Below are 12,531 nucleotides of genomic sequence, written 5' to 3' on the forward strand. Positions count from 1 at the left end.
GCTATTCGAGTGTCGCCTCAGAACTCGGCGCATCTTCAACACCAAAATGAAGTGCAACGCGTTGCAATATGCTCGTGGATGTCAAACGCGCTGAAGTGTGACGGGTCGACGATACGTGGACACCCTCTCAAGAAGGAGGTGGGCATGTTGAGCGTCGGGCGGCAAGAGTTCGCTCAGCCCTTCAGCGTCACGATGCGAGTCATCGGATAACATGAAAGAACGCCGAAAGGTGTTGCCGCTCACGGAAACAAAACGCGGGCAACGCCGGCAAGGTGGTGGCTAAGCCGGGCTCGCGATTGAGATCACGGGGCAGCTCAAGCCATCCGACGCGATTACCTGTTCCGACCTGTTGCAGACCTTTCCTAAAGGGGAGATCAAGGGAAAATCATGACCCAAGAGCGACGTCCGACGGGCGACAGCTTTGCGCCCGATCCCGGTCGCTCACGTCTCCAGACCCTCTACTCGAAAGCGGCCATTCACCGCGTTGATCTAATGCCCGCCAAGGTTTGGCAAGGCTAATGCTTGCCTTCCCATTGTTGCTTGTAACAGCTGCGGCACTCCAGGATTTGGATCACATCATCCGCCAATGGATCTCGACCGATGTGTTGCTTCACCTGCCAAACCATCTGGGGGTGATCCGTATTAGATCGCCGCTCGACAATTCGTACCGATGAGTGATCTGGACGAAACGGTCGTCTTTTTGTCCGAACCGAACGACAGCAACATCGCTTGGTTTCAGGTGCGCAAATCGTCCGTCAACATCGAACAGCTTATCCAGGTCGCCGCCGTGGAAGTTCACATCGTTCACAGAGCCCTTCGCGCAACGCCAGCCCTTCCTCGTCGTAGATTTTTCCAAACTCTGGTTCGGGAAAAGACTTGGGGAAGACAGCCTCTCGGGAGAAACCATCTAGCCCAATTTCCCGGTGTCCCTTTTCTAAGCACACAAGCGTACCGGACACTGGAAACCCACCGACGAAGTCGACAAATATGTGTGGAACCTCATTCCAGCTATCGCCTTTATCATCGATCTCAAGCATATCCTCGTAACGAATGATGCCCTTTAGATGAAACATTCTTGGCTCTTCTGACGCAGCCTTTCCCAATAATTCCTGACAAGATCAGGCTTCTCTCGTTCTTCTCGGTCGCTTCCTGTGTCGCGCGTTCTATCGTATGGGTTTTCGAAGCACTATAGGTGGCTCAGCGAGATCAAAGGTCTTCTCCGACTCGTCAAAGTACGCATAGCACCGTTTCATCAATACGATCACGCCACGTGGGTGAAGTTCGACAACCTCAAAGCCCTTCCAACGGGGTCTTTCGCGAAATCCGCATACTTGGATTCATACGGATAGCGCCTGCCTTCGAGTCTCGTGCTAGAATCCAAGAGAGCGCGGGGCTATTTCCAAGCACTCGCACAACGCGGTTCTTGTTTGTGACTTCGGACCTGATTTCTGTAGCGCGTGATCTTCTGCGCAGGACGTTCGATATCCCGAAGAATGTGAATAGGATTCTATCGTTCTTCGGTTGATGGAGCTCGGTTTCGAGCGTCGCATTGCCCCAAAGATAGAATTTGTAAGACGCCTAACTTGGTGAGCTCATCGCGGAAGGTATCGTAAGCCTTCTTCGAGGAGTTTGTCGCGGCAGCCAGGATATACCCGTATGGCGGATTGTCTGGAGCGATGTCCTCCAAGCTTTTCTATATCTTGCTAGGGAATTGCTTTTTCGCGCTTGCACTGGATCATCCACGCGTAGCCGTCTATTGGGCGGACAACCTCGTCACCGTCATCGTCAATGGTGGTTGTCGTGGCGCGTTCGTAGGCTCTGATATCAAAGCCGTCATCGTCCCGCCCTTGCCCGTGGCCTCTATCGTTTGCCATTCCCGGATGTCATAGATCAACTCACGGACCAGGTCCTCGAACGTTTGGGGTCAAGGTCTTCGAAACGGATTGGGTTCGCTGTTCTTGTTGGTCTGGCTCTGCTCATAGTGAAAAGCAATAACACTCTCGGCGTTTTTTAGATACGCTCAATTCCCGCTGTACGCACGTCGCGCCGCGAAAGACGGGTCAATGGCAGGCTTGGGCCGGTCGAGACGGTGCGGGTTGCATAGATCAATGTCGGCATCGCAAACTACGTGTATCCTGATTATTGGACGCAGAGACTACGGCGACCGGCTCCCCACGAGCGGACTTCAGCCCCTCTGGTGAGTTGGCATGCTGCGCCAGCAGCGGACATCAGGACTGCCCCTCTTGCATATTGAGCCACTTGCATGATCTGGAAATTCTGATCATTCAAATTCCACTGTGGAATTGCGCGAGCACATCGTGCAGCACACTTGATTGATGTAGTTTGAAATGTAATCGAAGTTCTTTCGATGAGGACTTCAATTTGCCGCTAAGCAGAAAAAGACCTCCTCCCCCTCATTCCGGTTGGCGGAACGCGGTCAGGGGTGGGGCCGACCCGAAGATTTCCATCGCGCACTTGAGGGCTTCGTCACCTATTGGCACCTTGCCCACCATTGCCTACTGGGTCGTTCGCAGCCAGCGTCATCGTTCACCCCTAGATGGGCTTGTACCCCGAGCGCTCACACAAATCAGCTCGGTGCCTTCACTGGCTGCCGTGTCCTTGGAACGCGAATTGGCTTGGGCGCTCGGCACTCTGCGGGCAGTGCTGAACAAGGTACGCCGCTACGTCGAGCTGCGTCAGAACCTTGAGAATTGCCTTCAGCAATCGCGTTACGAAGACTCAATCGGGTTGGTTGACGAGATCAACGGCGAGGTTTGTTGGTCGCTAGAAATGCTTTCGGCGCGCATCGCCTTAACAAGTCTGGTCCATGGACTTGAAGCGCAGAAGTCATGGATCGCGTCGCAGACATCGGGTGGTGCATCGGTCGCCGCCCTCTTCTATTCTTATTGGTTTGGGGTCCGTTCTGAAAACGACCAGAATCCGAGCAGGTTTCTTTCTGAGATCGCTGGACACATACATCGGGTGTGGACCGATGCCCCTGGCAAGCGCTTTCTCAACTACCAACTCGCCAACAGCGACATCGAGGACGGCGACGAAGCCGAGATGTTGGCGCAGGCTCAAACATTGTCGGTTTTGGATCTTTATGAATGCCTGGTCCACCTGGCGCGCGTGAGCGCTGCGGAGGGCCGCCCTACCGCTGGCCTACTCTATCAATACGTAGTGCCGCTGATGTCGGAAATTGGAGACATCAGGGTGCTCAAGCTTTCATATCTCATGGGCAATTTGGCAGCCGTGGACAATTTCGACGCAGTCGATTTCGAGTTCGATGAGAGGTTGATCGGCTTCGGCATCGAAGGACTTCCGGCTGCAGGAAATCTGCACCAGGTTCATTTCGCCTCAAACCTGGGGTTTGCTCCCAAGGTCGAAAACGTCTCCGAAGACTTGGCGGCGTCCATCGCGGATGTACAGTTGCGCCCCGAAAAGCTGGACACTGCTCGAGAGCATATTCTGCGCCATGCGGTTCTTTTTCCTCGTTTCAATATCGGAGAATTCGCCACAGCGATATCAAGGCTGTCGGACACTCCGTCTTCGCTGGCCGACGCTTCCACCCAACGACGTAGGTTCATGGCCAACAACGACCACGACCCTACCATAATCCCATACCTTCCAGATCCGCTGGTGCCTCACTACGCCGGGGTGCTGACGACTTCGGCAGGATGCCCGGCCCTTGTGGCCAACTTTCACCGCTTCGATCCATCCCTTCAACCTGGCGCGATAGAAGACCGCTCTCAAGCTTGGTGGACGATGTCTGTGCTGGCACGGGCCAAGGATAACCCTTCGATGGTGGAAGTGCTGAAAACGGCTCGATCCGGAGGTCTTCCGGCTACCCGGCTCGCAACGTGGTGCGAGATCGAGGGACTTCTGGCGTCGGGCAGGATCAACTCGGCTGTGGACCTAGTCGCCGAGCTCTATCGACGTGACAACGGCCTTCTGCAATGGCTGCCGCTCGAGCGCCTCGCCACGCGCCTCGATGATCAGACCGTTGGAAGGTATTCCGGCTCCACGAACATGGCGCTGGCAACTTGGCTTCTGGCCGAGAATTTCGACCGTGAATTCAGGTCTTCACTTTCATACGCGGTCGAGCGGTTCCTCGATGACAGTGGCGTGCTCCGCCCTTCAGAATTGCAACCGAGCCGTGTCGACAACGTGGATAAACTGATTTTTCTGCTGTGGGCGATCTGCACGGAGGACATGCTGAGCCTTTCGCTCACCTACGGAAACCAGTTCGAGCTGGATGAGGAACGGCTAGCGATCTTGGCAACCCTCAAATCGTTGTCATCAGAACGGACTGAAGTCTACGACGAAGAGATCAAGCTCATCCTGCGCCGCCAAGAGGTGGTTAAGGCAATCAAGTCCCTGGATCGAAGCAAGATTTCCATGGACGAGGAGCTGATACGGGACTGGGCCCGAAAAAATCTCAGAGGCAAGTTCGATCGCTTCCGAGCCCTTACCGAAGCGGGAATGGAGACCGTCTCGGATAAATATTTGCTGGAGATGCTCGATCGTCTCGCTTCGGGGGCTTCGGATACCAAGCCGTATGAGATACCCGACAATGAGGTCTCGGCGTTGTTCGCAGAAATCCTAGATCAGCTCTGCCGGGAAAGCAGTCTCAACAGCAGGCATGGCATCAACAGCTATCTGAGCTTGAGGATACGCCATGGCACCATCTCGGGCCAGCTAAGACGCCCTTCACAGGAACAGCACCTTTTGACCAGCGTATCATCCGGGGGATCCTACGCGGCGAACGACCATTGGTACGAACTCCTCGAGCCATTGGTAGGCCATGACAATGCGGACCGGGTATCCAGAGGTCTTGGCGCTTTCTCCAAGAAATACGACATGCTCGTAGAGCGGTTCTCCTCCGATTTCGTGCAGATACGGCGAGTGGAGAAGCCAAAGGGACTTATCAGTTACCGTTTTGCCGACGCGGTCGTCATGGGGTTTTCTGCGGAAGCGCAAAGCATCCTCGAATTCGACGAGTTCCTAGATACCTTTTTCGAAATCTACTGGGCCCACCTGGGCAACGTTCTCGGGACCGTACAGACTTACATCCGCGTTGATCTCAGGCAGGAATTCGATTTGTTGTTCGACGAATTGGGGCAACACTTCATCGAAGCAACGAACGCTCCGAGCCTGCCCATGCTGAACGATGCTCTCGTCCGCGCGCGGACCGGGGTCCATGATGCACTCAACGAAATGGCGGAATGGTTCGACGTGCCTCAGGCCGTGGAGAGCGCCCCGCTGCGGATCGACGTCCTGGTGGAAATCGGCAAGCAGATGGTGCGTCGGCTCAATCCCAATTTCGACCCCGATGTTGAGCTGTCAGGCCAACTCGATATGCCAATGACGAACGCTCTCACCGTTTTCACTGACGCGCTCTTCATACTTTTCGGCAATGTGGCGAAACATGCGGACCTGGACCGTCCCGCAGTCAACATCGAGTTCGAGCAAATCGATCCTGGCGTCTTGGAGTTAACTTTCCAGAGCGAATGCCGTGACATATCCCGCCATCGACGGGCCATAGAGGAGGCGATGACCAAGCTCAAGAGCGCCGATGTCTCCAAGGACGTCAGTGGAGAAGGCGGTACCGGCTTCCCCAAGCTCGCCAAAATCATGGCGTTCTCGGTTGCTCCCGATCCGGTTGTGTTCGGAGTTGACGAGGAAAGCGGACGATTTTTCTGTAAACTGAAATTCAGCTTCCGGTTCATTCGCCAGCCCACAGAGGAGCGAGATCATGCGGTTTTTGGTAGTTGAAGACGACGAGAACAAGCGGCGCAGGGTCCTTGATTTCCTCAATTCCTATTTCGCGGACGACGAGGTGATACACAGCGCCTCGCTTGTCACAGGGTTGCGTGAGGCCAAGCGCGTGACCCCCGATCTCGTGATCCTCGACATGACGTTGCCGAACTACGATTCCAGCGGGCCGGACCCGGATGGGCGTATGCATGCATTCGGCGGAAAGGAATTCCTGCGTCAGATGGCCAGGATGTCGGGTAGGAGCAAAGTTATCGTCCTCACTCAGTTCGAGAGCTTCGGCGAAGCTCCCAACGTAACGGGGCTGAACGACCTGGATGCGGACCTCAAACTGAAATTCCCTGAGCATTATGTCGGAGCAGTCTACTACCATGCTTCGATCAACGAATGGGAGAAGAGTTTGAAAACGATGATCGAAGGCTTGGAATTGAAATGAAAGTCCTGATTGTTGATGATGACATCGCGAAAGCTGCTGCGGTTTCCAAGGTGCTGCTTGAAGCGGGCGTGCCGTCTACGGATGATATCGCGCATGTGACGAACGCGTACGACGCTAGCTCGGAAATGCGCAGAACCCAGTTCGATTTGCTCATTCTGGACCTCATGATACCTAAAGCCAGACTGGCGGAGGCCGAGATAGATGGCGGCCAGACACTGCTCCGCGACATCTTGGCTAGGGCCACTTACCTTAGGCCCCGGTACATTGTCGGGCTTACGTCGTACGACGATGCCCGCGACCAATCCGAAGCGGACTTCAACAATGGCCTCTGGTCCATCCTCAAATTCGACACCAAGTCCGCCGATTGGATCGATCAACTGACCAGCAAGGTGCGATATATCAAGTCCTCGGTCGAAGCGGCCACGTTGGGCCAAGATTACGACTACGACGTTGCATTCGTCTGTGCGCTCGCCAACCCGGAGCTCGAAGCGGTATTGGCACTCGACTGCGGCTGGAAAGAGCTCCAACGTGTCACCGACCCGACTAGATACTGGGTGGGAAGCTTCACCGTGGAGGGAAGGTCATTCAGGTGCGTCGCCTGCCACGCCGCTCAGATGGGGATGGTGGCCACGTCGGCCGCGGTCTCGAAAGTCTCCGCCGCCTTCCGCCCGCGCCTCGTCGTCATGACGGGTATATGCGCAGGTAGGGAAGGTGATATTCAACTCGGCGACGTCGTCGTGGTCAACATCTCCTGGGACTACGGGAGCGGCAAGTTTCACAAGAAGGAAGGGGAAGCGCTCCGTTTCGCTCCCGATCCTGTTCAAATCGCTTTGGATCCGATGCTTCGTAAGCATGCTGAAGCTATCAAGGCGGATGAAGCGAGGTTGGACGAAATTCGCCGAGGATACACGAAGCAGAAGATCAACAGCGTCTTAAACGTCGAAATCGGGGCGATGGCGTCAGGGGCGGCCGTACGGGCTGATGATGGATTTTTCGAAGAGCTCGCTAGCGCGAAGCGAAAAGTGGTGGCCGTCGAGATGGAGGCTTACGCCGTCTACGCAACGGCGGCGGAGATGCCAGCACCAAGGCCTCTCCCGTTAGTAGTGAAGTCCGTCTGCGACTTCGCCAATTCGGAGAAGAACGATACTTACCAGGACTATGCCGCCCATACGAGCGCAGTCTGTGCATTGGAAATCGTGAAGGCGTATCTGGGAGAACGAAATTCCTGATCTGATAGCTGTTCGATAAATCGCGAACCCGGTCGTGTAATAACATGGCGACCGCTTCGGGCCGAAGAACGAACCCGCTGCGCGGGAGGGCGCCTGCGGTTGAGGTAGAGATCAGGGACCGGTCGTCGCTCCTGCATTGAGCGTTGTTCGGCGGCGGCAGAGCATGACGGGCTTCTTCAACAAGGAGCCTGACCATGACCCATCCCGCTCTCGATGCACCTATCAGTCCACTTCGTCAGCGGCTGATCGACGACATGAACATGCGGCGTTTCTCACGGGAGACGCAGCGCAACTATCTCCGCGATATCGGACGCCTGGCGACATTCCTCGGCCGTTCACCAGACACAGCGACCGCCGACGACCTGCGTCGGTTCCAGATCGAGCAGCAGGAGGGTTGAAGTCGTCAGACCGGCGCGTCATCGCGAAAGCAAAGACCTTACTGCTTACGCGCTATTGCCACCCCTGGCTGGTGGGCGCAGTCTTGCTTATAGGTTTTTGAGAGGGATGTCACATGATCCGAGCGATTGGTCTATCGGTCGTTTTGGCAACGACCACAATGTACTTTGTGTCGGATCGCTGCAGTCGAGAAGCAAGCCCGAGCGGCCTCCAGCGAAGGTCGCATTGTTGTCATAGCGGGCGATTTCAACACTTCGTATGAGACCGGGAAGGTTGGCAGGACATTCGACGACTCCAATCTCGCCAACTACGGCTGCGCCAAAATGCCCTTTCCAGTCAACGCCTGCGTCGCTGGTGATGGTTATGACGACATCCTGCCTATCCTTGAACTGGGTCTGACCGGGGGCGCTCCGTGGAAGGTTCTGACCAAGGAACTTGGCAGGACGTACGATGATGACGCGTTTGCTGACAGAGCGATTGACCACATCACTGTTCCGGCCGCCGTTTCCTCGAAATTCGAGGTGGCCATAAAGTCAGTCTATGGATCTGACCATTTCGCAGTGATGACAACGTATTCTGATGGCAACTAGCAAGACGCTCACGGCTTAGACATACGGCCCAGGCCGTGTGCCGTCGTGCAACGCGACTCCTGCACATTGTAATCCGGCGCGAATTTGCGCTGGAAGACTAGGTGCTGGGCACGAATGCCCGCTATCCAGTCCTTCCGCTGAAAAGCAGTCCGACAGCTTGCGTGAACCCATCTCGCCGTTAAATGACACGTGTCGCGATGGCTGTTTCGGGCGCCAGGAGCGGACGTTGACTACGGCGCAAAAGCGACGCCCCCCTTGTTCTAGCATTCCACTGCATGGTCCAGACGTCGGGATAGCATCAAAGGTTGACCAGGCCCACCGTAGGACTGTCGACAAACAGCGCGATTTTGCAACCCGTATGCGAGATTCTACACGTGAAAATTTGGCTGAGACTTGGCAGAGCCAAAGGTCACGTGAAAACCATTTAAGATACCGCTGCCGCTGCCCCGGCTGAGGGACGCAATGATGCCACCTACCCGAAGGGAGAGACCGGCAGGCCGGCATAGACGATGGCGAGCGATTTGCGCAGTCGCCTAGCGCATAAGGCCGGCCGCCCGCAGCGCATCCTCAATGATCTTCTTCACGCCAGGCTGGCCCAATTCCGTGTGACGTGGGAACTGATGGATGGCAGTCGGCTGTGGGGGCTTCGTCTTCGCTTCTTTCTATTTGGCGCCGGTGACTGGGGCAGTGGCCGTTGGATACCAGCCAGATGCGTTCGCTGCGACACTCACGCCCGACACCGCCTTCGTTTCTGTCATGGCTGCGAACAACGAGACGGGTGTCGTTCAACCCATTGGAGTTTTGACCGATATCGTCGCCGCCTCGCTCCGGAGGCAATCCTACACATGGACGCCGCGCAGGTTGTTGGTCGAATACCCATCGATCTGACAGACGAGTTCGTCGAAGTCGATCTGCTCTCCCTATCGGCGCATAAATTCCAAGGCCCGAAACGCGTGGGCGCGTTGTACATTAGGGAGGGGTTGCCCTTCGAACCGCTTTTTTATGGTGAACAGGAGGACGGGCGACGGCGCGAACGCTGAACAGCGAAGCAGCCGCCTGACTGGCCGTTGCCGCGAAACAGGCGGCTCGGCGGCTGCGTGTAGCGAGTGGCATCGAAGCGCTTCGAAACAACTTTGAACGGGAGCTGGCAATCCGCCTGCCGCAAGTACGTTTTATTGGGATTCGAGCACCGCGCTTTCCAAATACGTGCTCTTTGACCATCGCGTGGTGTGACGCCGATGCGATTGTCGAGCGCTTGGCGATGCGCGGAATCTGTCTCTCCACAGGTTGCGCCTGCCGCGCTGGCGCCACCGATCCGTCGCATGTGCTGCGACGATGGGGTCAGCTATGAAGATGCTAAGCCTACGCTGCGAGTGAGCCTTTCCACATTTACTCCAAAGGCGGATCTTGAGTTGGCAATGGCCGAAATAGTCGCTGCCGGGAATACGGAGCCACAACGACCGCGCTCGAAGTCTGACAATTCTTCAGCACCAGTTCGCATAGCCGGACGCGAAAGGTTGCGCCTCTAATTTGAAGTTCTGAACGCGAGTAGGTCTGAACACGGATGCCCGGCAGGAGACTGAGCTCGCTGCCGGGCCGGGTACGCCTTGGGAGGTGGCGTAATTCAGCGACTCTCGTGATGGTGGGAACCACTCAGTCCGCGTGTTTTGATGAATAGCATGCATGTACTGTGCCAAGGCAAAAAGCGTATAAACACCCGAGAGTCGGCTTCCTCTACGTTGCGTACTCGACATTGTCGGCTATCGGTCCAGGCTGTGTGGAAACGCGTTGATTTGGTAAAGTGATTCCCGATCAGCGAGGGGAGTCGGGATGAAGCGGTTTGTCGAGGGCGAGGATCGCCGGCAAGCGACACTGCTTCCCGAGTGCCTGGACGATTACGTGACGCACGACAATCCGGTCCGCGTCGTCGAAGTCTTCATCGACGAACTCGACCTCGGCGCTGTGGGCTTTGCCGGGGTCGTGCCGGAAGCGACCGGGCGGCCTGCCTATCATCCCGCGACGCTGCTGAAGATCTATCTCTACGGCTATCTCAACCGCATCCAGTCGAGCCGCCGGCTCGAGCGGGAGACCCAGCGCAACATCGAACTGATGTGGCTGACCGGCCGATTGATGCCGGACTTCAAGACGATCGCCGACTTCCGCCGCGACAATGGGCCGGCGATCCGCGCGGCCTGCGCCCAGTTCGTCGTGCTGTGTCGCCAGCTCAGTCTGTTCACCCGGGCTGTCGTGGCCATCGACGGCAGCAAGTTCAAAGCCGTCAACACCCGCGACAAGAACTTCACGGTGGCCAAGGTCGCCAAGCGCATCGAGCAGGTCGAGGCCAGCATCGCGCGCTATCTGGCGGCGCTCGACCGTGCGGACCGGCAGGACGATGATGTCGCCGAGGCCAAGACGGTGCGCCTCAAGGAGAAGATCGAGGGCCTGCGACGGCAGATGCAGTCCCTCAAGGAGATGGGCAAGCAGGTCGAGGCCGCGCCTGATAAACAGGTCTCCCTGACCGATCCCGACGCCCGGTCGATGGCGACCAGCGGCAAGGGCACCGGCATCGTCGGTTACAATGTCCAGATGGCCGTCGATGCCGAGCACCATCTGATCGTCGCGCACGAGGTCACCAATATTGGCAGGCGACCGGGCGCAGCTGACCTCGATGGGGCAACGGGCGCGGGACGCTACCGGATGCGAAGAGATCACGGTGCTGGCCGACCGTGGCTATTACAACGGCGACGAGGTGCTGGCCTGCGAGGGCAGCGGAGTGTTGCCCTGCATTCCCAAAACACAGACATCCGGCAACGCCAAGCGCGGCCTCTTCACCGTTGCCGACTTCATCTATGATGCCGGGAAGGACCGCTACACATGCCCGGCCGGCAAGCACCTGACCAAGGGAAAGGTACGCTCGGACCGCCGGGACAATATCGATCACTATCGCAATCTCACGGCCTGTTCGTCCTGCGCGCTCAAACCCAGATGCACGCCCGACAAGCACAAGCGCCTGAAGCGCTGGGAACACGAAGGCGTCCTCGACAAGATGCAGGACAGGCTCGATCGCATGCCCGGACGCCATGACCATCCGCCGGCAGACCGTCGAGCACCCGTTCGGAACGCTCAAGGCGTGGATGGGCAGTACCCATTTCCTGACCAGGACCCTCGAAAAGGTCAAAACCGAGATGAGCTTGCAGGTGCTCGCCTACAACATGAAGCGCATGATCAACATCTTCGGGGTCAAGCCGCTGATGACGGCAATCGCCGCCTGATCCACGCCCCGCCTGCTAGCGGCCTCATCGCTGCCACGCTCAAAACAGCGGCCGTCGTACGCAATCGCGTTTTCACACGACCTCGGACAATACCGAACATGCCTCTCGGTTTGGACCGACGCCTGACCAGAGCGCACCCGCAAGGCCGTTCGCTGCCATGTCCGACCGGACCAACTGATGGTGACATGGTACGCTACCTGCGAACTGTTCGCCGGCTGACGCACAGGGCGGACTGTCACTTTTTAAAGAAGGAAATCTCTGTACCCTCCATTCATGAGGGCGCGGCCACGCGAGACGGCGCGGCGAATGCGGTCGCGCAGATGATCGCGAGGATCCCTCCAGTCGGCATGGACGCGCCGTTGACCAACCAGCGCTTCGGCGAGCTCACGATGTGACGCCCCAGCAAGTGAGCCGTCGAGCGCACGAAGAACGAAGGTCAAACGCGGACCGCGTCTTTCCGGCGGAAACAAGCGGGCGGGCAGGTGTTGACCCAGACTTAGAGCATTGAGGCACTCGAGCGCCCTCAGACGGGGCTTCGAAAGCATCGCTGGCCAGATCGCCTCGGTGCGGAGGCAAACAGGGCGCAAGATATCCGCGCCAGAGACGGCGAGCTGGAGCGTATGTTCCGCATTGCGAAGAAGAACATGCTGGCCCTTGTCGGGCGCCAGCAGGACCGTCGCACGACATGGCAACGCCGAGAGTTCGAGCGGCAATGTCGCCGAGGATGCGGACAGCTGTTCTGCAATGACCGGCAGCACATGGACGCACCAGAGCGGAGACCAGAATACGAGCGAATTTCGCCCATAAGACTCGGCGAAACAGGACACCCCAGC

The 12,531-nt window shown here is 57.2% G+C and carries 8 protein-coding genes and 1 pseudogene; 7 read left to right on the top strand and 2 right to left on the bottom strand.

Annotation, left to right across the window (positions count from 1 at the left end; genetic code table 11):
- Positions 1–610: 610 nt before the first annotated feature.
- Complete coding sequence (locus tag AC0NID_RS00215; RefSeq protein WP_473458630.1) at positions 611–808, bottom strand: hypothetical protein; 198 nt, start codon at positions 806–808, stop codon at positions 611–613.
- 1,811 nt (positions 809–2,619) lie between these two features.
- Between AC0NID_RS00215 and AC0NID_RS00220 the strand changes: the two genes are divergently transcribed.
- The 7 genes and pseudogenes from AC0NID_RS00220 (at position 2,620) to AC0NID_RS00250 (ending at position 11,698) form a co-directional block, all read left to right on the top strand.
- The gene (locus AC0NID_RS00220) at positions 2,620–5,775 is read left to right on the top strand and encodes a hypothetical protein (protein WP_473458634.1); all 3,156 of its coding nucleotides are present in this window, start codon (positions 2,620–2,622) and stop codon (positions 5,773–5,775) included.
- Complete coding sequence (locus tag AC0NID_RS00225; RefSeq protein WP_473458636.1) at positions 5,756–6,211, top strand: response regulator; 456 nt, start codon at positions 5,756–5,758, stop codon at positions 6,209–6,211. The genes AC0NID_RS00220 and AC0NID_RS00225 overlap by 20 nt, the downstream gene beginning before the upstream one ends.
- Positions 6,208–7,440: a phosphorylase family protein gene (locus AC0NID_RS00230; RefSeq protein ID WP_473458638.1), complete on the top strand. Its 1,233-nt coding sequence runs from the start codon at positions 6,208–6,210 to the stop codon at positions 7,438–7,440. The genes AC0NID_RS00225 and AC0NID_RS00230 overlap by 4 nt, the downstream gene beginning before the upstream one ends.
- Before the next feature lie 194 nt (positions 7,441–7,634).
- Complete coding sequence (locus tag AC0NID_RS00235) at positions 7,635–7,838, top strand: phage integrase N-terminal SAM-like domain-containing protein (RefSeq protein WP_473458640.1); 204 nt, start codon at positions 7,635–7,637, stop codon at positions 7,836–7,838.
- Between the two features lie 126 nt (positions 7,839–7,964).
- Positions 7,965–8,426, top strand: a complete 462-nt coding sequence (locus tag AC0NID_RS00240) for a hypothetical protein (protein ID WP_473458642.1) — start codon at positions 7,965–7,967, stop codon at positions 8,424–8,426.
- An 845-nt stretch (positions 8,427–9,271) separates the two neighbouring features.
- Positions 9,272–9,466, top strand: coding sequence for an aminotransferase class V-fold PLP-dependent enzyme (locus AC0NID_RS00245; RefSeq protein ID WP_474033394.1), 195 nt, complete (start codon positions 9,272–9,274; stop codon positions 9,464–9,466).
- Between the two features lie 790 nt (positions 9,467–10,256).
- Positions 10,257–11,698: pseudogene (locus tag AC0NID_RS00250) on the top strand (IS1182 family transposase).
- Positions 11,699–11,940: 242 nt separating this feature from the next.
- On the opposite strand, the gene AC0NID_RS00255 reads toward AC0NID_RS00250, so the two are convergent.
- Positions 11,941–12,456 (bottom strand): DUF2285 domain-containing protein, encoded by a 516-nt coding sequence (locus AC0NID_RS00255; protein ID WP_473459462.1) that lies wholly within the window; start codon positions 12,454–12,456, stop codon positions 11,941–11,943.
- Positions 12,457–12,531 lie beyond the last annotated feature (75 nt).

The organism is Mesorhizobium sp. WSM4821 (genome assembly GCF_055901555.1).

Coding starts and splice junctions, on each gene's coding strand:
- AC0NID_RS00225 (WP_473458636.1), top strand. CDS start 5,756: ATGCGGTTTTTGGTAGTTGAAGACGACGAGAACAAGCGGCGCAGGGTC.
- AC0NID_RS00230 (WP_473458638.1), top strand. CDS start 6,208: ATGAAAGTCCTGATTGTTGATGATGACATCGCGAAAGCTGCTGCGGTT.
- AC0NID_RS00235 (WP_473458640.1), top strand. CDS start 7,635: ATGACCCATCCCGCTCTCGATGCACCTATCAGTCCACTTCGTCAGCGG.
- AC0NID_RS00245 (WP_474033394.1), top strand. CDS start 9,272: ATGGACGCCGCGCAGGTTGTTGGTCGAATACCCATCGATCTGACAGAC.